We start from the raw sequence: 18,821 nt of genomic DNA on the forward strand, positions 1-18,821 counted from the left end.
TCTGCTTTTGCTGAAATTTAACAAATCAGATCTCGCTCTCAATGATTAACCTTACAAAATGTAATGATTTATTTAATTACATAATCATTGACGAGGGAAAAGCATGATCACCATTGAGTTTGTTGTCATTCTCCTCTGCCTGCTGACGGGAACACGTTTCGGCGGCATGGGGCTTGGGTTAATCAGCGGTATTGGCCTTTTTATTTTGTGTTTTGTCTTTGGGCTCCAGCCCGGCAAGCCTCCGGTTGACGTCATGTTAACCATTCTCGCGGTGATTGGCTGTGCCGCTACCCTGCAGACCGCGGGTGGCCTCAACGTCATGATGCAGTTTGCTGAACGCCTGCTGCGCAAACACCCGCAGCACATCACGCTTCTCGCCCCTTTTACCACCTGGATGCTGACCTTTCTGTGCGGCACCGGGCACGTGGTCTACACCATGTTCCCCATCATTGCGGATATCGCCCTGAAAAAAGGGATCCGCCCGGAACGCCCAATGGCGGTGGCATCGGTGGCATCCCAGATGGCGATCACCGCGTCTCCGGTTTCCGTCGCCGTTGTGTCGCTGGTCTCCATCCTGGCCGCACAGCATGGGATTGGGCACGCCTGGGGGATCCTGGAAATCCTCGCCGTATCGGTTCCCGCTTCGCTTTTCGGCGTCGCGATCGCGGCCCTGTGGAGTTTACGTCGGGGGAAAGATTTAGCTGATGACGGGGAGTTTCAGGAGAAACTGAAAGATCCCAAACAGCGCGAGTTTATCTATGGCGGCACGGAGACGTTAATGAACCAGCGTTTTCCGAAGCAGGCCTACTGGTCGACATGGATTTTCTTTGCCGGTATTGCGGTGGTAGTCCTGCTCGGAGCTTTCCCCGAACTGCGCCCGTCCTTCGAGCTGAAAGGTAAAATGACGGCCCTGTCGATGAACCTCGTCATTCAGATGATGATGCTCATCGCCGGTGCCGTGATGCTGATGGCCTGCAAGGTCAATGCCTCAGCCATCTCAAACGGTGCGGTATTCAAGGCCGGTATGGTGGCGATCTTCTCGGTGTTCGGGGTGGCGTGGATGAGCGATACCTTTTTCCAGGCGCATCTCGATGAGCTAAAGCTGGCGCTGGAAGGGGTGGTGAAAAGCCATCCGTGGACGTATGCCATCGTGCTTTTCCTGGTGTCGAAGCTGGTAAACAGCCAGGCGGCGGCCCTGACGGCCGTGGCGCCGATGGGATTGATGTTGGGCATCGATCCAAAAATGCTGATCGCCTTCTTCCCGGCGTCCTACGGCTATTTTGTTCTGCCGACTTACCCGAGTGATTTAGCCTGCATCGGCTTTGACCGCTCGGGAACAACCCGCATCGGCAAATTCATCATTAACCACAGCTTTATTCTGCCGGGGCTAATTGGCGTGAGCTGCGCCTGCGCGGCGAGCTACCTGCTGGTCCAGACCTTCTTTTAACGTTTTCAACGGGCGACACGCGCGGTCGCCCGTTCGCGTTTTAATGAGACTCGCCCTGCGGCGTAAAGCGCAGTTCAATCAGCGCGATGGCTTTCTGGATCGCGCGAAGCGTCACCGGGTCGGCAGCCGCGGGATGGCTGGCAAAATCGATGTTTTTCAGCTGCGTGGACATCTTCTCGCGCACTTCAACCGGTGCAATAACGTCCAGAACATCAAGTATTTGCTTGATAACCAGCTGACAGGCGACAACGTCAGAGACCAGTTCCTGATCGGCGCTCAGGTTTTGTGACATGGGGGTTTCTCCTTATTCAAAGGCCGCCATAGTATCAAAACGTGGCCCGTGACATCTGCCCTTCATTGCCGCAGGACACAAAAAAACCCGCCGAAGCAGGTTTTTTTTATCAGAACATGGCGCCAGGCGGCACGTCTTTAAAAGTGCGGCAGTAATTGGCCCACATACTTTTCAGGATTTTGCGCAGTTTCATTGTGATGCTCCATTAACTTGTTATACAACTTTATTGTCAATGTGCCTATAATATGACCATCGTCACAAAAATCAATATTTTTGTGACGCATATCACAATTTAAACTGCGCAGTGCGCATTAACCCACGATACTGCGAACAAAATCCTCGATCGCCTTATCCTGGCAATTTTCAAAGAAGCACTGCTGGAAACGCGGGCCGGAAACAGCGGTCTTCACCAGCTCAGGATCGATGGCGCGCAGCGAGTCAAGATAGTTATCTTTTACCACGGCCGCTTTTACCTGGTTCAGAATACCGGCGTTACGCACCTGCGGCTCTTTACGCTCTGGAGGATAACCCTCCCCTTTTCGGCCGGTAAACGCCTTTTCAAAGATAAAGCGAACGTTTAGCTCCGCTCCCCAGCCAAACCCTTTGGCAAAAGGCAGCGAGAGCGCATTGCCGTTATTGATTTGCGCGAAGAGAAACGCGTCTGCGGGATCGATGCAGTAGCCGCAAATCACGCCAGGGTGGATGTTTAACGACATCAGCGCCCCCTGCCCGGTGCCGCAACCGGTGACCACAAAATCCACCGCTTTCGCATTCAGCAAAATGCTCGCCATAATGCCCAGGTGGATGTAGGTCAGGTGATGATCGTTTTCGTCGCTCATACCTACGTTGTAAACCGGGAACCCTTTTTCATCGGCTACCGTTTTCAGCTCTTTTAATATGACTGGGTTTTTAGCCGCTTGGCTGTTTTCCATCATCAGTGCAATTTTCATCGTGTCTCTCCAGAATGCGCTGCGGGCACTCCCCGCCATGGATACCTGTTCCCGTTCATTCTGGCATCAAATAAACAGACTTTCAAAGTAAATGAAATGCAGTTTTAAAAACCAAATGCACGCTCACAATTTTGTGAAGGGGAGGATCTACGTCGTCCGTTGCAAAGAGTGAGGGTAGATCGTCCGGCTATTCCTGGCATTGCAGCGGGCATCTGCGGGTACGATAACGTATTTCCATCCACTCAGAGCGAACCATGAAAAGAGCCATCGTAGCCGCTACAGTCCTGCTGCTCGCGGGATGCAGCGTTAAACGCCAGGCGGAAATCAGCAGCCTCGACGCGCCGAACGGCATTGTCCGCCTCGACTATGGCCAGGCCGTGCTGCAAAACGCCTGGTCCGATGAATATGTTAATAACGGTACCGCGGTAAAAGCCTGTCAGAACATGGGCTATGCCACCGCCTCTGCCTACGGGCAGCCGGTCAAAACCTGTACCCTGACAAGCGGCTCTTTGTGCCTGAACGAGAGCGTTACTATCCAGTATAAGTGCATGGGGTATGCCGTTAACCCTAAGGCAAATAATCCCTGGTATTAATCAAAGCTGCCAGCGTTTGCTGGCGCTTTATTTAACTAAGAACAAAAATAATTCGCATTAATAAAAATAAATATCGCCAATGCGTTTTATTCCCATTCGTATTTTAAACGAACAAATATTTAATTTTACGTTTTGCAAATAATTAAATAACAAATTATAGTGTCGCTCATTATGAACCCGTAATAATAATCCGGAGCGCCACCATGCTGAAAACTGAAATGATCGACAAGCTCAATGCACAAATGAACCTTGAGCTCTATTCATCCCTTCTCTACCAGCAGATGAGCGCCTGGTGCAGCTATCACAGCTTTGAAGGTGCGGCCGCGTTTCTGCGTCGTCACGCCCAGGAAGAGATGACCCACATGCAGCGCCTGTTTGATTATCTGACCGATACGGGCAGCCTGCCGTGCATCGAGAACGTGGCATCGCCTTTTGCTGAATATAATTCTCTCGACGAACTGTTCCGCGCCACCTACGAGCACGAACAGCTGATCACCCAGAAAATTAACGAACTGGTTCATGCGGCAATGATCGGCCAGGATTATCCAACCTTTAATTTCCTGCAGTGGTACGTTGCGGAACAACACGAAGAAGAGAAGCTGTTTAAATCCGTGCTGGATAAATTATCCCTGGTGGGTAAATCCGGCGAAGGACTTTACTTTATTGATAAAGAACTGTCGACTCTCGATACGCAGAATTAATATCAGTGCGGTGCCGGTTTCCGGCGCCGCGTTAATTTACCTTCCCCTGCATTAAAACACGCATTTTATTCCCCGTACGCCCTATTTACGTCACGCCTGACCGTCGCCCCACTCAGGATGGGCAGTAGTGCAATGCGTAAACCTTTCATTACACGCCTTGTAACGGTGGTTTGACGAATTACCGCTTTTGCCTTACTCTGCGCCGCAGATTTTGTTGCGGTTAAGCGTCGTTGTAGAGGAAAGCGTGAAGAACAGAACCCTGGGAAGTATTTTTATCGTCGCCGGAACGACGATTGGCGCAGGAATGCTGGCAATGCCTCTGGCTGCCGCGGGAGTGGGATTTGGGATGACCCTGCTGCTGCTTGGCACGCTCTGGGCATTAATGTGCTATACCGCACTGCTGCTGCTTGAGGTTTACCAGCATGTGCCCGCCGATACCGGGCTGGGTTCGCTGGCGGCGCGCTATCTGGGACGCTACGGCCAGTGGATCACCGGCTTTAGCATGATGTTCCTGATGTACGCCCTCACGGCCGCGTATATCAGCGGTGCCGGAGAGCTTATCGCCTCCAGCGTCAACGACTGGTTTGGCTCTAACATTACCCCTGCAACGGGGGCCATCTTCTTTGCGCTTATTGGCGGCGGCGTGGTCTGCGTGGGCACATCGCTGGTCGATCTCTTTAACCGTTTTCTCTTCAGCGCCAAAATTCTGTTTCTGGTTGTCATGCTGGCGCTGCTGGCACCGCACGTGCACAAGGTGAACCTGCTGACGCTGCCGCTGGAGCAAGGGCTGGCGCTTTCCGCCATCCCGGTCATTTTCACCTCGTTTGGCTTCCACGGCAGCGTGCCGAGCATCGTCAGCTATATGAACGGCGATGTCCGCAAGCTGCGTCGTGTGTTTGTTATCGGCAGCGCCATTCCGCTGATCGCCTACATTTTCTGGCAGCTGGTGACGCTGGGTAGCATTGACTCTTCAACCTTCGTCGGGCTGATGGCGCAGCACGCTGGCCTGAACGGTTTTCTGCTGTCGCTGCGCGAGGTGGTCACCTCGCCGCACGTGGAGCTGGCGGTTCACCTGTTTGCCGACCTGGCGCTCGCGACCTCGTTCCTGGGCGTAGCGCTCGGCCTGTTCGATTACCTGGCCGACCTGTTCCAGCGTCGCAATACTGCCGCCGGACGGTTACAGACCGGAGCCATTACCTTCCTGCCGCCGCTGGCGTTTGCGCTGTTTTACCCTCGCGGGTTTGTGATGGCGCTGGGCTACGCGGGGGTGGCGCTCTCTGTCCTGGCCCTGCTGCTCCCTTCCCTGCTGGCGTGGAAAAGCCGTCAGCAGCATCCTCAGCAAGGATATCGCGTCGCGGGGGGAAAACCGCTGCTGTGCGTTGTGTTTGGCTGCGGGGTAATGATTATTCTGGTGCAGGTGCTGATTGCCGCCGGGATGCTGCCGGAAGTGGGTTAAAGATAATAGGGGCTATCATCAGCCCCTTTTTTTATCAGTGCAGGCAGCAGCTCTTAAACTTCTTCCCGCTGCCGCAAGGACACGGATCGTTACGCCCCACTTTCGTGCCGTTCACGACAGGCTTCTTCGCTTCCGGCTGCTGCGGGTTCTCCACCCAGTAGTTGTATAAGCGCAGGGCCGCAGGCTGGATGCTCTCGATGCTGGCGATATACTCCTCTTCGGACAGTTCATCCAGCTTCTCGCTGTTCTCTTCCGTTCCGTGCAGGGCAATCACGTCGAGATCGGCCTTCAGGGCTTCCGGCAAGGCTGACCAGTCCGTCAGCGCCACGCCGCGCATGTAGCCATAGCACCACTCTTCGACCACGGTGTAACTCTCACCGTCAACGTCGTTATAGCCGAACAGCGGCTCAAACTGATCCGGATATTCGCTCAGGCGCTCGGCAATGTCGTTCATATGCTTAAAGCAGAGATCGATAAAACGGTTCATCTCGCGATCGTTTTTCCAGCGCGGGATGTACTTCTCCCCGCCCCACACCGCCACCAGCCAGGCATCTGGCTCAACGACAACAGGGCCGGAAAGCACTGCAGTAAGCATGCCGTCCAGTTCGGACACGTCAATCACGGACGCATCGTCATGACCGTAAGACATTAATGTCTCTTCCAGCCACGCCATTTCGCTTTCATTTAATGGACCTTCCGTCATCGCGGACACTCCTGATAAAAAAGGAAAGGATCCTACCACAGATCGCACGCCTGCCCTGGCTGAAGTTTAGGTCTTTATTGCTGCAAAAGTGTGCAAATCGTGACCGTTGCACAACTTATGGGCTTTATTGTTAACGATGTGTGATCTCCGCTGTAAATTCTTCTCCTGGCGCAGGGCGGGATAACGCGGCGCTCTATACTCAAACATGTCATAACCCCGTCAAGGGGTTAACCATTCTGGCAACGTTTTTGCTTGCTGTTCTTCGCGCGACGCTGCGCATGGAAACCTCGCCGTATCACGCAGGATGCCGTTCGTTTAGTGCATTTTGTTCTTGCTCGTGTTTTTGGATTGGCTGCGCCCTGGGCGTTCAGGCTTACGCCGTGGTGCAAAAACCTCTTTGCTAAGGAACATAATAATGTCGCTGAAATTTATCAAAACGCCTGTTTCTCTTGTGCTGGCCGGTTGTCTGGTAACGGCATTTTCCGCCCGGGCAGATATCGTGATCGGTGTCGCCGGACCGTTCACGGGCCCTAATGCCACCTACGGCGATCAGTACTGGCACGGCGCAACGCAGGCCGCCGAAGACATTAACGCCGCAGGCGGTATTAACGGTGAGAAGATCAAACTGGTTCAGGGGGATGACGCCTGCGAGCCTAAGCAGGCGGTGGCCGTCGCCAACCGCTTAGTCGACCAGGATAAGGTCAACGCCGTGGTCGGCCATTTCTGCTCCTCTTCCACCATGCCCGCCTCCGAGGTGTATAGCGACGCGGGCATCATCGCGATTACTCCCGGCTCAACTAACCCGCAGATCACCGAACGCGGCATGAGCGACATGTTCCGCATGTGTGGCCGCGACGACCAGCAGGGTCAGGTCGCCAGCGACTTCATTATCGACAAGCTGAAAGCCAAACGCGTGGTCATCATTCACGATAAAGACACCTATGGACAGGGGCTGGCAGACGCCACCAAAGCGGCGCTGGCGAAGCGCGGGGTGAAGGATGTGATGTATGAAGGTTTATCCCGCGGTGAAAAAGACTTTAACGCGCTGGTGACGAAGATCGGCGCGCAAAAACCGGACGTGGTGTTCTTCGGCGGCTGTCACCCGGAAGCTGGCCCGCTGGTTCGCCAGATGCGTGAACAGGGGGTGCAGGCGAAATTCTTCTCCGGCGACTGCATTGTCAACGAAGAGATGGTGACGGCAGCGGGCGGCCCGCAATATACCAACGGCATTTACATGACCTTTGGTAAAGATCCGCGCCTGATCCCGGACGGTAAAGCGGTTATCGACAAATTCCGCGCCGGTAAATTCGAGCCGGAAGGTTATACCCTCTACTCCTATGCCTCCGTACAGGCCATTGCCGCAGCCTTCAAGGCCACCGGCGGCAAGGATTCCGCGAAAGCCAGCGAGTGGCTGAAAGCCAATTCCGTCGACACGGTGATGGGCAAAAAAGCCTGGGACAGCAAAGGCGACCTGGAAGTGTCTGACTACGTGGTTTACCAGTGGGACGACAAGGGAAAATATAAGGAAGTGCAGTAACGGGACGGAGTCACGCTCAACGTCGGCGGGCTTGCCCGTCGGCGCGTAATAAACATCAGGCTGCGCGCCTCGCGCAGCCTATAAAACGAGCGCGCTAAGATGAGTACATTCTTCCTGCAGCAGTTAGTCAATGGCTTAACGCTGGGCTCCGTCTACGGCCTGATCGCCATCGGCTACACCATGGTGTACGGCATTATCGGGATGATCAATTTCGCCCACGGCGAAGTGTATATGATTTCCGCCTACCTCTGCGCCATTGGTCTGGCGCTGCTCTCTTTCTTCGGGCTTGAGTCCTTCCCCCTGCTGATTCTGGGTACGCTGGTGTTCACCATCGCGGTAACTGGCGTGTACGGCTGGACTATCGAGCGTATCGCCTACAGGCCGCTGCGCAACTCCACGCGCCTGGCGCCGCTTATCTCCGCCATCGGGATGTCGCTTATCCTGCAAAACTACGCCCAGCTGAGCCAGGGCCCGCGCCAGCAAGGGGTGCCGACCATGCTCGACGGCGTGATTCGACTGCATCTTGGCGACGGGTTCGTGCAGATAACCTACACCAAAGTGTTTATTCTGCTCGCCTCGTTTGCCGGCATGCTGGTGCTTACGTGGATAATCAACCATACCCGGCTGGGGCGGATGTGCCGCGCGGTACAGCAGGATCGCAAAATGGCCTCTATTCTGGGGATCAACACCGACCGGATTATCTCCCTGGTCTTTGTTATCGGCGCGGCGATGGCCGGCCTGGCGGGCGTACTCATCACCATGAATTACGGCACCTTTGATTTCTACGTCGGGTTTGTGATTGGCATTAAGGCCTTTACGGCGGCAGTGCTCGGCGGTATCGGTTCCCTGCCCGGCGCCATGCTCGGTGGCCTTATCCTTGGCGTCGCGGAAGCCCAGTTCTCGGGCATGGTGAACTCGGATTATAAAGATGTCTTCTCGTTTGGCCTGCTGGTCATGATCCTGATTTTCCGGCCCCAGGGTCTGCTCGGGCGCCCGGTTGTGGCCAAAGTGTGAGGAAGAGAATGATGACATCGCACGGTTTTTCTCTAAAGCGCTGCGTTCTGGACGCGATTTTTTCCGGGCTGATTGCCCTGATTATCTTCGGCCCGATTGCTGGCGTGGTGCTGGACGGGTACAGCTTTAACTTTGCCGGACAACGGCTGGCCTTGATGGTCGGCATTGTAATGCTGGGGCGTTTTCTCTTGAGCGCTTTTTTGGGTATCGCCGCGGGCGCTCGTTTCCAGGCGCGCTTCGAAGCCGATAACGCGGGCGTCTATGTTAGGCCACCGGACTACAAAAGCCGCATGCGCTGGATTATTCCTCTGGTGATTGCGCTTGCGGTTTGCTTCCCGTTTGTCGCCACCAAATATGTACTGACCGTCGCCATTCTCGGGCTGATCTACGTGCTTCTCGGTCTGGGGCTGAACATCGTCGTGGGGCTGGCCGGCCTGCTGGACCTGGGGTACGTCGCCTTCTACGCGATTGGCGCGTACGGTCTGGCGCTGGGATACCAGTATCTGGGGTTAGGCTTCTGGAGCATGCTGCCGCTGGCGGCAATCATGGCCGCCGCCGCCGGTGCCCTGCTCGGTTTCCCGGTACTGCGCATGCACGGCGACTATCTGGCGATCGTCACCCTCGGGTTCGGGGAGATCATTCGCCTGATCCTGAACAACTGGCTGACCTTCACGGGGGGGCCAAACGGCGTGTCAGCCCCTCCCCCCACCTTTTTCGGCCTGGAATTTGGACGACGCGCGAAAGAAGGTGGCGTGCCTTTTCACGAGTTTTTCCACCTGACCTACAACCCGAACATGAAGTTTATTTTTATCTACGCGGTACTGTTTCTGGTGGTGATGCTGGTGCTCTACGTCAAACACCGCCTGACGCGGATGCCGATTGGCCGGGCGTGGGAAGCCCTGCGAGAAGACGAAATTGCCTGCCGCTCGATGGGGTTGAATCACGTCCTGGTGAAGCTTTCCGCCTTTACGCTGGGCGCGTCGACCGCAGGGATTGCCGGGGTGTTCTTCGCAACCTATCAGGGGTTTGTGAATCCGACCTCCTTTACCTTCTTTGAATCCGCGCTGATCCTCGCCATCGTGGTGCTGGGCGGCATGGGCTCTACCCTTGGCGTGGTGCTGGCCGCCTTCGTGCTGACGGTAACGCCGGAGCTGCTGCGCAGTTTTGCGGAGTACCGCGTCCTGCTGTTTGGCATGCTGATGGTGGTGATGATGATCTGGCGTCCACGCGGCCTGATCCGCATTAACCGCAGCGGGTTTGCCGTGCGTAAGGGCGTGGCGCCATGAACGGGACGATATTGCGCGTGGAACATCTGATGATGCACTTCGGTGGGATTAAGGCGCTTAACGATGTAAATCTGGACGTGCAGCGCGGCTCCATTACCGCCCTTATCGGGCCAAACGGAGCGGGAAAAACAACCGTGTTTAACTGCCTGACGGGTTTCTATAAGGCCTCCGGCGGCAATATTTTATTTTCTACCCGCACTAAAACGACCAACGTTATTCAGGTCCTCGGACAAAAATTCCAGCCGGGCGACTGGATTAACCCCGCGCAGTTCGGGCAGCGCCTGTTCTACAAAATGTTTGGCGGAACGCACCTGGTGAACCGCGCCGGGCTGGCGCGCACCTTTCAGAACATCCGCCTTTTTCGCGAGATGTCTGTCGTGGAAAACCTGCTGGTCGCGCAGCATATGCGCGTTAACCGCAATCTGCTTGCCGGGATCTTAAACACGCCGGCATATCGGCGGGCGGAAAGCGATGCCCTGGACAGGGCCTTCTACTGGCTGGAGGTGGTGGACCTGGTGGAGTGCGCCAATCGCCTGGCGGGAGAGATGTCGTACGGGCAGCAGCGGCGTCTGGAGATCGCGCGGGCAATGTGTACCGGGCCCGAGATGATCTGTCTGGATGAGCCCGCCGCCGGGCTTAACCCGGTCGAAACGCATAAGCTGAGCAGCATTATTCGTTTCCTGCGCGATCGTCATGACATCACGGTCTTACTGATTGAACATGATATGGGGATGGTGATGGAGATTTCGGACGACATTATCGTGCTCGACCACGGCGATGTGATTGCCAGAGGGAAACCCGAACATATCCAGCATGATGAAAAAGTGATTGCTGCCTACCTGGGTACGGACGAAAGCGAGGTGTCCCTATGACCGAACCGCTGCTGGCATTTCGCAAGGTGGATGTGTTCTACGGTGCCATTCAGGCGCTGAAGCAGGTCTCACTGGAGGTCAATAAAGGTGAGACCGTGGCGCTGATTGGCGCTAACGGCGCGGGTAAATCCACATTGCTGATGTCTATCTTTGGCCAGCCGCGCATCCGGAGCGGGCAGATTCTGTTCAGTGGTGACGACATCAGCCATCAATCCACCCACTACGTCGCCTCCGGCGGCATTGCGCAGGCGCCTGAAGGCCGGCGTGTCTTCCCGGATATGACCGTCGAAGAGAACCTGCTGATGGGAACCATCCCCATCGGCAACCGGTTTGCGGCTGAAGATATGCAAACCATGTTCGACCTGTTCCCTCGCCTCAAGGAGAGGCGCAAGCAGCGCGCGATGACCATGTCCGGCGGAGAACAGCAGATGCTGGCGATCGCCCGGGCGCTGATGAGCCGTCCCAGGCTGCTGTTGCTGGATGAACCGAGCCTGGGCTTAGCGCCGATAGTTGTGAAACAGATCTTCCAGACGCTGCGCGAGCTGGCCCGCAACGGCATGACCATTTTTCTGGTGGAGCAGAATGCACACCATGCGTTGAAGCTTTCCGACCGCGGATATGTGATGGTTAACGGGCAGATCCGGTTGAGCGGCAGCGGCGAGGAGCTGCTGGGAAATCAGGAGGTGAGGAAGGCGTATTTGGGCGGATATTAAAACGCCCGCTATAGCGGGCATAAAGATGCCGTATGGATTAACCAAACACCATTATCCAAACAGATAGTGGTTTAATTCCGCTCACCCTTATTTACAAAAAACTGCAACTTACAGGCGTAATGTTTCCCTTGTTAACCATTAATTCTATAAGGGATTAAATTATGTGGAGTGCCCATAAAGCCGCAGTTTACGCCCGCCAGCATGCGGGCGAGCATAGCCAGAAAAGATGTGCAGAATTTGTTTCAAAAGCCATTCGCGCTGGCGGTGCTAATCTGCAGAACACACATTATGCTAAGGATATGAAAAGCAATTTGATTTTGGCTGGCTTCCATCAGATTTACGGCGAGCCTGTTGAGGGTGACGTGGCAGTGATCCAGCCTACAGCCCACCACCCCTATGGCCATGCATGCATCTATAGCGGGAACGGCGTCTGGTACTCTGATTTTGTTCAGCGAACAATGTATCCGGGAAAAGAATACCGGGAAGTAAAGCCAGCGTATGCAATATACAGGCATGACTAACATGAAAAAAATAATTCTTGCTGCCCTGCTTCTGCCCACTCTCGTATCAGCTGCACAGAAGCTACCCCCTGAGGCATCCGCCGCCCTTCAGTTTAATAAGTGGTACATCTCGCAGATTCTTAGCGGGAAAGAGCCAATAAAAAACTATGAAGCGCTGAGCCGATACGTTACCCGCGAAACAATCAGCAAGCTCAAAGCCATGGATAAGCTGGATCCGGATGAATATGACGTGCCTGACGTCGATATGTTCATAAAGGCCCAGGGATATGATGATGACTGGGGCATCGTCAGTGCGCGAGCATTAGATTACGATGCCGCATGCATGCAGGTGTATATATCATTCGGCAAAAAGCGGGATCACACCGTGATTGACTGCATGGTCAAAGAAAATGGCGCATGGAAAGTTCAGTCCGTGGCAAGCGTGAATATTTCTGACAACCTGAGCGCAGAATGATATCGGCGATATGACAGGGGTACTGATGCAATGCATCTTCGCGAACCCCTGTCGTATCGCCGACAAATACACCTTCGCTCTGGATAACTGAATAACTGAATAACTGAATAATAACAATGATGCAAGAAAGTGGATTTCAGGCACAAAAAAACCACCTTTCGGTGGTTTCACGACACTGCTTATTGCTTTGATTATTCTTTGTTTCCCATGGTACCCGGAGTGGGACTTGAACCCACACAGCGCGAACGCCGAGGGATTTTAAATCCCTTGCAGAACATCTATTTTTCAGTAAGTTAGCTGATTTTTTCCTAAGATAATGGTTTTGTTAGAGCCAGAACTGGCGCGGTTCATGCCTAGTTATCTTAGGAAAGATTTTGACAATTTTTGCGGTCCGGCGCTATAGTTCCACTGCACCAGCAAAATCTGGTGTCGGGATTGGCGTCCCGGATTGAAAAGGCGACTACAGACGCGCCAGCGTCTTTTTTATTGTCGTGCGCACAGCCACATTCGCATTATGGTGGGGCGTGCGGGGGCGGAGAAATCCGCGCCGGTTCCTTTTCCCGGTTACGCCAACCCTGTACGTCTCACCACCTCTCTGATTGGCGTCAATGGTGGTGATAATCCGAACCGAAAAGGAATATCCCATGAACACAGCAATCGCAATTTCCACCGAAGCCCCGAAAGTTTTTTCCAAAGATGGCCGCCTAGTCACCACCTCCCAATCCGTCGCTGACTATTTCGATAAGCAGCATAAAGACGTTCTGCGAAAAATTGACATGCTTGATTGCTCGCCTGAATTTACATCAGCGAACTTTTGCGCCGATGTCCAAACAGTCGAAGTCGGTAACGGTGCCGAACGTGAATCACGCTGCTACCTGATCACCAAAGATGGCTTTATGTTTTTGGTGATGGGTTTCACTGGAAAGAAAGCCGCCAGGCTTAAGGAAGCATACATCGCCAAGTTCAATGCCATGGAAGCCGAACTTCACAAGATAACCCCTGCTGCTACCAGCCGGGCGAACTATGCTGTGATCACCTATTTCGAAAACGGCCTGCCCGTGGCCTGCCACCCTCTTATGCCTGGTGAAGTAGTTATGAACCCCGATTCATGTCTGGAACACGTGATACGTTCCGGCTATGTGGTTATGCCGTGCGATGAAGCGGAAAAATTCACGCTCGGCGAGATACAGGAAATGATCGCCATAGCACGGCGCGCACGTGATCGCTGGCTGCAACCTTAACCACGCAGGGCAGCCCGCTATTGCATATTGCGAGGCTGCTCAGTTAGCATTAAGCAATAATGAAGCACTGGCGAATGTTCTGCAATAAAGCGTGAATTTGGAGCAAAATTTAGAATGGATAATGTTAAGTTAAGCGTTATAGTACCATGTTATAATTCACGTGATTTCATTGCTGAATGCCTACAGTCGATTCTTCCTTATTTGTCGAATACGGTTGAACTAATTGTTGTTAATGACGGCTCTACTGACGACAGCGCTGATATCATTGAACGCACTATACAAACATATAAAGATAAACTCATCACAATTATTCATCAAGATAATGCAGGCATTTCCGCCGCAAGGAACGCAGGGATAAAAATTGCGAAAGGTGAATATATAGCCTTGTTAGATTCCGATGATTTTTTTCACTCTGATTTCTGGGCTGAAGTGTTACCTTTGATAAATGACTCCACAATCGATATAGTAGAATTTAACGCTGAACAATTCGATGGTAAAATAACCAATATAGTTGAACATATAGATTGTTCTGTTTTCACAGGAAGAGTTGTTATCGCCTCTGTGGCAGAATTATCACCAGCATTCAAAAGATCCAAGTGGTATCCATGGGCAAGGGTTTATAAAACTGCATTATTCCATGAATTTGACATTCAATTTCCCACAGGCCGACTCTATGAAGATATGAGCACAGTCCCGGCCATATATTTGCATAGCAAAGTTATCTATGGCCTTAACAAATCCTTGATTTGGTATCGCTATCATAAAAAAAGTATAACCCAAACTTTCAGACAAAAAGATATTGTTGATTTAGTTTACGCAGTAAAATTACTTTCGCTGCAGGCAAAAGATAATGCAGAGATAAAACGAGCCCTTTTCCCTACCGTGCAAAGAATATTCAATCTCCTCAAATACATGTTGGTGAAAAACAAAGGCGCAAAGCTTCCTTTCGTAGAACAGAAAGCACTACGCCGTGCCTTGCTAAGTTTCATTGGAAACTTTAAGATATCTCGTAAAGTTCAAATATTAATATTACCATTGTACCTAAATACGATCATTCGATTTAGGAAAAAATAGCCTTCATTCATTGGGTTGGTTTTAACGGCCAGTCAGGTTCGTTTGGATCAACCCTATTCAAAAGCACCCGATATATTTTCCATTCACGTAGACTTTCGACTTCCTGAGTGGTTGCAATTGATAAATCTACAGCATCTTGTAAAGTCGCTATAACTGCTGTAGCTTCATTTATCAAACGAATTTTTTTACTATTGATTTCATCCAACGGGTCAGGATTTATTTGAATTAGTTTTTTCCCATCAAATTTCCAACCACCCAATATATCAATACCCTCTGGAAATTCTGTTTCAGAAATCTCCGCCACATAAGAATCAATCGGATTTAGTGAAGATGCATCGAGAGAGTATGATGTGATAATTCCATTTTCATCATAAACTATTTTCATAGTTTCTTGTGAGAATTTCGATTGAATTTCATACCAATCATCGCCTCGTTCATTTTGCAGAAAAATAACATCCATCCCAGTGAGATTTTTTATAACGCTAGAATCTTTCAACAATTTTCCACTTGTAGGGATATATCTTGTAAATTTACCAGCAATCATCATATTGCACCTGTGTTATACCATGTTCCATTTAGATTATATTGTGGATATCTATAATACACCGCCGTATAGTTAGCATCTTGATATGATGCAGTCAAAACTGCACCATTTGGTGCAACGGCCCATCCACCATTATTATTGTTAGCAGCTCCCTGAGCACCTAACCGCATACCCTGCAGGAAATTACCTCTAACCCAGTCTTGAGGTGCAAGTTCTATAACTGCACCTGTAGACTCCTGCCGCATATATGGGTATGCAGGATTGTTTGATGAAAGCCCAACGGTAGTAATCGAGTCACGTCGCGCGTATGGGCTTAAATCCTGTTGTGGCGGTGGGTTATTGGGCGAGTACACCCGCACTCCTGGCGTGTCGTACAGGCCCGCCCCCGCCTGAATCAGCCCCACGCTGCTGATATTCCTCCCTGAGTGAATATCATCCTTAGCCTCAAGATAATTAGGCGCAATCACATTTCCATTTGACTGAATATCTACTGACGGTCCCTGCGCTGCGCGTAAATGAAGCACTTTATCGTCAGAGGCATAAACGAGCCCCATTTCTGCACCGGAAGCATTAAAAAACCAGAGATGTTTATTCCCTGCCCCACGAATGTTTATCGCATTTTGTGAAAGCTCTGCACCGCCATTGACAGCCTTAAGCGCCCCCGGAATAGTTACCGTATTATTATCAGAATCGTATTGCACCGTCCTGAAATAGCGCCAGCCTATGGTAGTACCATCATCTTCCCGAATGGCGAGGATCAACTTCGAATTCGTGTAACTGACGAACTGGATCAACGGCCTGTTTACCCTCCCCCCCTGAGCGGGGCCGGTGGCGCACACGACATCTATATAATAAAAATCCTGCGTAATGAACGGTGGGTTATTGGTACACCCACGCGTATCAATAAACAATGATTCACCGACGACAAAGGGGTAAGTCGCAAAATCAATCGCGCCGTGATTAGAGTCGGCTGTAAAATTCCCCTTGTAACCAACAGGCACCAGAGCGTTGTTATTGCTGTTGTCAGCGGTGTTACGAATAGCTGCGGTTCCCAGCTCCAGATTCGAGCGCGCCAGTGCTTTATCTACCACATCAGCAAGATTCTTGCTGCGTAAAAGCGCATCAGGCACACGGTCAGTGATGAGCTTAACGATAGCCTGATATAGCTGATCATGTTGCCCTTTATTCAGCACCGCGCCTGATTTCTCGATAGCGTTACAGATTTCCTCCTGAACGGCATCCCACATATCACTGTTCAGATCAGTAGCACGGCGGCCGGTGGCCGGGTCACCATTTGTAAAACCATTTTTGCCCTGACCAAATTTATCGGCCTGAGCCGTGGGTGTATCAATTCGATGCATTGTCTGTTCCTTCCGGGTAAGCAAAAACGACGACGGTATGGGATGGCGCAAGTTTTTCTATTACGCACTCAGCGACCGTGTCGCCCCAGGTTCTGATAGCGGAGTTACACGCACTGGTGCAGGTCTGCCAGTTAACGTTGGCGTCAGCCGGGATATTCACACGCCAGTAATAGCGCCAGAATTCCCCCCATTCCGGGTTAGGGCTGCTGTCGAGGTTCTGAAACTGTTCAATCGTTGCGGTGGTATAACCCAGCGCGTCCAGCTGGTTACGGTAGAACTGTTCGTTGATACCGCCCGCCACGTTGGCCTTTGCATCCAGACGTTGCTGACGCTGGACCAGCGATTGCACCCCGTCAGGGGTACAGGAGTCCGGCAGGCCGTAGACGGTTTCATAGCGGTCAATCAACTCTGTTGTCTGCGCCGGGTCAATTTCCTTCATCAGCGCATCGGCACGTTGATGCACGCGCGTAAGCGACGGGGCAAGGCCTTCAATTAACGGGATCTCACCCTCCCATGCCGGGCCAGGCGGAAGCAGCCTGTAGAGTAGCTGCTCATATTCATCCTGCATTGCCATCAGCTGCTCGCCTCCGTATAGGTTGCCCAGGTGATGGTGCCAACAACGGGCAGTTCGGTAGATCCCAGCGCAACGTCTGCAACCGGCGCACGCAGCTGGTGAGCAACCTCCCCTGTTGCCAGGCTTATCGCTTCGCTGATGCGTGACAGGTACACTTTTCCGTCAGGAACACCGTCGCGCAGCATCAGTGAATTCAGCTCCGCGGATACGGCTGCGCGGATTTCTGCGGTATCTTTTGCCAGCGCGATCGTCATCGGAATTACTTTTTCCGTGGCCGCGAAAACGAAAAGGCCTGCGCCTGCAATGGGTGCCAACGGCAGGATATGGTTACGGACAGCCTGAACCAGGTCATCGCCCGGTGCCGGGTGCGTCGGGTCGCCGGTTGCCACCATGACGCCTACGGTTCCGGTCCCCTTATAGTGTCGGAGAGTCCACGCCCGGGTGATACCCGCAATCTCTTTTGCCCAGATGACATAATCCGGATCAGCACCGCCCTGGGGGATCCAGTAATAGCGTTCCATCACGCGGGCGCGCCAGGTCTCCAGCTCTTCAATGTCATCGCCGCCTGCCACCGTGTCGGCGTACCCCGTTGACGGGATGCCACTAACTGGCGTGCCCAGGCGTAAGGCAATGCCGTCATCGGTGTTTCCTGCAGCTCCGGGGTTATCCGCCACCAGCGGCACGCGCAACACGCCACCTGCTGCTTTCACAGTTTGCGTGGTGGTAAAGGTCACCTGATCATCACGCTGGATTTGCGTACCGGCGGGAAGCGTCGGCGTTCCGCTTATTCCATCCCAGCGCACATAGCCCGATGCGGCAACGGCATCCTTACGGGGACAACGCTTGATTCTGCCGTGCCGGTATAACCAGTCCTCATCGCATAAATCAGGCAACATATTGCGCGCCAGATAATCGATATAGCCGTAAAGAGTATGAACGGATGCGGCCATAACCCGCGCGTACACTTCCGCATCCATCCGGCGTAAGAGCACATCCTCCTGGAAGCGCGTCATCAAATCGCTGCGGATGGTGGCTATCAGTTGCGGGAGTTCAGGCCGTGAAAATTGACTGTCAGCCATCGAGTTCACTCCAGATGTCATCAAAGGTAATGTTGTGAATGGTGCCGTCACGCTGGTAGATAGTTATCCCCGCCGCCAGCGTATCGATCCCGGTACGTTCTGCGGTTACGTCAACACGTGCGGCCACGCCGTCCTCGGTCATCCACTCCAGCGCCTGCTGCATATACTCGCGGGCATCCTGAGGTGTTTTGTTGGTGAGTTTCCGGCGTTTCAGCAGATACAGACGGGAGCCGATCCGGTCGTTCTGTACCGTCGGCCAGGTATCGCCCCACCAGCCATAAGGTTCTGGTGTCCGGTCGTCACGCTCAGCACGCCGCCACGAAAAAAGAGAAATAACGACAGAACGTGTTAAAAGGTCGAGCGGATCCGTGGACTCCTTCAGAAGCCCGTTAACATAGAGGATCATGAT

Annotated in this window: 22 protein-coding genes; 13 read left to right on the forward strand and 9 right to left on the reverse strand. The window is 52.8% G+C overall.

Translation table 11 applies throughout. The features are described 5' to 3' along the window. The first annotated feature begins 103 nt into the window (after positions 1–103). A complete protein-coding gene (locus tag INF77_RS17925; RefSeq protein ID WP_047367826.1) occupies positions 104–1,447 on the forward strand; it encodes an anaerobic C4-dicarboxylate transporter in 1,344 nt (447 codons plus the stop codon). A gap of 40 nt (positions 1,448–1,487) precedes the next feature. Here the strand turns inward: INF77_RS17925 and INF77_RS17930 are convergent, their stop codons facing one another. The 3 genes from INF77_RS17930 to INF77_RS17940 form a co-directional block, all read right to left on the reverse strand. Further along, positions 1,488–1,739 (reverse strand): DUF2766 family protein, encoded by a 252-nt coding sequence (locus tag INF77_RS17930; RefSeq protein ID WP_008500405.1) that lies wholly within the window; start codon positions 1,737–1,739, stop codon positions 1,488–1,490. A gap of 109 nt (positions 1,740–1,848) precedes the next feature. After that, positions 1,849–1,932 carry a stress response protein AzuC gene (gene azuC / locus INF77_RS17935; protein ID WP_014884364.1) on the reverse strand — a complete coding sequence of 28 codons (84 nt, stop codon included), beginning with the start codon at positions 1,930–1,932 and terminating at the stop codon, positions 1,849–1,851. A 118-nt stretch (positions 1,933–2,050) separates the two neighbouring features. Further along, positions 2,051–2,689, reverse strand: a complete 639-nt coding sequence (locus tag INF77_RS17940; protein ID WP_028013662.1) for an RpiB/LacA/LacB family sugar-phosphate isomerase — start codon at positions 2,687–2,689, stop codon at positions 2,051–2,053. A 254-nt stretch (positions 2,690–2,943) separates the two neighbouring features. Between INF77_RS17940 and yecR the strand changes: the two genes are divergently transcribed. From yecR to tyrP, 3 genes are all read left to right on the forward strand, one after another. Next, positions 2,944–3,282: a YecR family lipoprotein gene (gene yecR / locus INF77_RS17945; RefSeq protein ID WP_041909409.1), complete on the forward strand. Its 339-nt coding sequence runs from the start codon at positions 2,944–2,946 to the stop codon at positions 3,280–3,282. 203 nt (positions 3,283–3,485) lie between these two features. Beyond that, positions 3,486–3,983: a non-heme ferritin gene (gene ftnA / locus INF77_RS17950; RefSeq protein WP_069733036.1), complete on the forward strand. Its 498-nt coding sequence runs from the start codon at positions 3,486–3,488 to the stop codon at positions 3,981–3,983. 244 nt (positions 3,984–4,227) lie between these two features. Further along, positions 4,228–5,439, forward strand: coding sequence for a tyrosine transporter TyrP (gene tyrP / locus INF77_RS17955; protein WP_193532513.1), 1,212 nt, complete (start codon positions 4,228–4,230; stop codon positions 5,437–5,439). 34 nt (positions 5,440–5,473) lie between these two features. On the opposite strand, the gene INF77_RS17960 is transcribed toward tyrP, so the two are convergent. Then, positions 5,474–6,142 carry a YecA family protein gene (locus INF77_RS17960; RefSeq protein WP_028013666.1) on the reverse strand — a complete coding sequence of 223 codons (669 nt, stop codon included), beginning with the start codon at positions 6,140–6,142 and terminating at the stop codon, positions 5,474–5,476. 415 nt (positions 6,143–6,557) lie between these two features. On the opposite strand from INF77_RS17960, the gene INF77_RS17965 reads away from it, so the two are divergent. The 9 genes from INF77_RS17965 to INF77_RS18010 all read left to right on the forward strand — a co-directional run bounded on the left by INF77_RS17965 (position 6,558) and on the right by INF77_RS18010 (position 14,854). Then, complete coding sequence (locus tag INF77_RS17965) at positions 6,558–7,679, forward strand: branched-chain amino acid ABC transporter substrate-binding protein (RefSeq protein ID WP_193532514.1); 1,122 nt, start codon at positions 6,558–6,560, stop codon at positions 7,677–7,679. Between the two features lie 99 nt (positions 7,680–7,778). After that, positions 7,779–8,693 (forward strand): branched-chain amino acid ABC transporter permease, encoded by a 915-nt coding sequence (locus INF77_RS17970; RefSeq protein WP_028013668.1) that lies wholly within the window; start codon positions 7,779–7,781, stop codon positions 8,691–8,693. A gap of 11 nt (positions 8,694–8,704) precedes the next feature. Then, on the forward strand, positions 8,705–9,979 hold the full coding sequence (livM, locus tag INF77_RS17975; protein ID WP_193532533.1) for a high-affinity branched-chain amino acid ABC transporter permease LivM: 1,275 nt from the start codon (positions 8,705–8,707) through the stop codon (positions 9,977–9,979). After that, positions 9,976–10,851, forward strand: a complete 876-nt coding sequence (locus INF77_RS17980; protein ID WP_193532515.1) for an ATP-binding cassette domain-containing protein — start codon at positions 9,976–9,978, stop codon at positions 10,849–10,851. The genes livM and INF77_RS17980 overlap by 4 nt, the downstream gene beginning before the upstream one ends. Then, a complete protein-coding gene (locus INF77_RS17985; RefSeq protein ID WP_045631541.1) occupies positions 10,848–11,564 on the forward strand; it encodes an ABC transporter ATP-binding protein in 717 nt (238 codons plus the stop codon). Before INF77_RS17980 ends, INF77_RS17985 begins: the two co-directional genes overlap by 4 nt. 161 nt (positions 11,565–11,725) lie before the next feature. Further along, positions 11,726–12,085, forward strand: a complete 360-nt coding sequence (locus tag INF77_RS17990) for a CHAP domain-containing protein (protein WP_150144189.1) — start codon at positions 11,726–11,728, stop codon at positions 12,083–12,085. Position 12,086: 1 nt separating this feature from the next. Then, positions 12,087–12,539 carry a DUF3828 domain-containing protein gene (locus tag INF77_RS17995; RefSeq protein WP_028013673.1) on the forward strand — a complete coding sequence of 151 codons (453 nt, stop codon included), beginning with the start codon at positions 12,087–12,089 and terminating at the stop codon, positions 12,537–12,539. A gap of 644 nt (positions 12,540–13,183) precedes the next feature. After that, complete coding sequence (locus INF77_RS18005; RefSeq protein ID WP_193532517.1) at positions 13,184–13,780, forward strand: Rha family transcriptional regulator; 597 nt, start codon at positions 13,184–13,186, stop codon at positions 13,778–13,780. A 114-nt stretch (positions 13,781–13,894) separates the two neighbouring features. Continuing rightward, positions 13,895–14,854: a glycosyltransferase gene (locus INF77_RS18010; RefSeq protein WP_193532518.1), complete on the forward strand. Its 960-nt coding sequence runs from the start codon at positions 13,895–13,897 to the stop codon at positions 14,852–14,854. Between the two features lie 7 nt (positions 14,855–14,861). Here INF77_RS18010 and INF77_RS18015 read toward each other — a convergent pair whose 3' ends face one another. Genes INF77_RS18015 through INF77_RS18035 form a run of 5 tightly spaced genes read right to left on the reverse strand, consistent with a single transcriptional unit; the run spans position 14,862 to position 18,818 of the window. Then, a complete protein-coding gene (locus tag INF77_RS18015; RefSeq protein WP_193543098.1) occupies positions 14,862–15,401 on the reverse strand; it encodes a tail fiber assembly protein in 540 nt (179 codons plus the stop codon). Then, positions 15,398–16,759, reverse strand: a complete 1,362-nt coding sequence (locus INF77_RS18020; protein WP_193532520.1) for a hypothetical protein — start codon at positions 16,757–16,759, stop codon at positions 15,398–15,400. The genes INF77_RS18015 and INF77_RS18020 overlap by 4 nt, the downstream gene beginning before the upstream one ends. Beyond that, positions 16,746–17,333: a YmfQ family protein gene (locus INF77_RS18025; protein WP_041910491.1), complete on the reverse strand. Its 588-nt coding sequence runs from the start codon at positions 17,331–17,333 to the stop codon at positions 16,746–16,748. The genes INF77_RS18020 and INF77_RS18025 overlap by 14 nt, the downstream gene beginning before the upstream one ends. After that, the gene (locus INF77_RS18030; RefSeq protein WP_193532521.1) at positions 17,333–18,412 is read right to left on the reverse strand and encodes a baseplate J/gp47 family protein; all 1,080 of its coding nucleotides are present in this window, start codon (positions 18,410–18,412) and stop codon (positions 17,333–17,335) included. The genes INF77_RS18025 and INF77_RS18030 overlap by 1 nt, the downstream gene beginning before the upstream one ends. After that, positions 18,405–18,818, reverse strand: coding sequence for a phage GP46 family protein (locus INF77_RS18035; RefSeq protein WP_193532522.1), 414 nt, complete (start codon positions 18,816–18,818; stop codon positions 18,405–18,407). The genes INF77_RS18030 and INF77_RS18035 overlap by 8 nt, the downstream gene beginning before the upstream one ends. Positions 18,819–18,821: the final 3 nt, after the last annotated feature.

The organism is Enterobacter cloacae complex sp. P1B, assembly GCF_014982345.1.
In the GTDB taxonomy this organism is placed as follows: Bacteria; Pseudomonadota; Gammaproteobacteria; order Enterobacterales; family Enterobacteriaceae; genus Enterobacter; species Enterobacter bugandensis.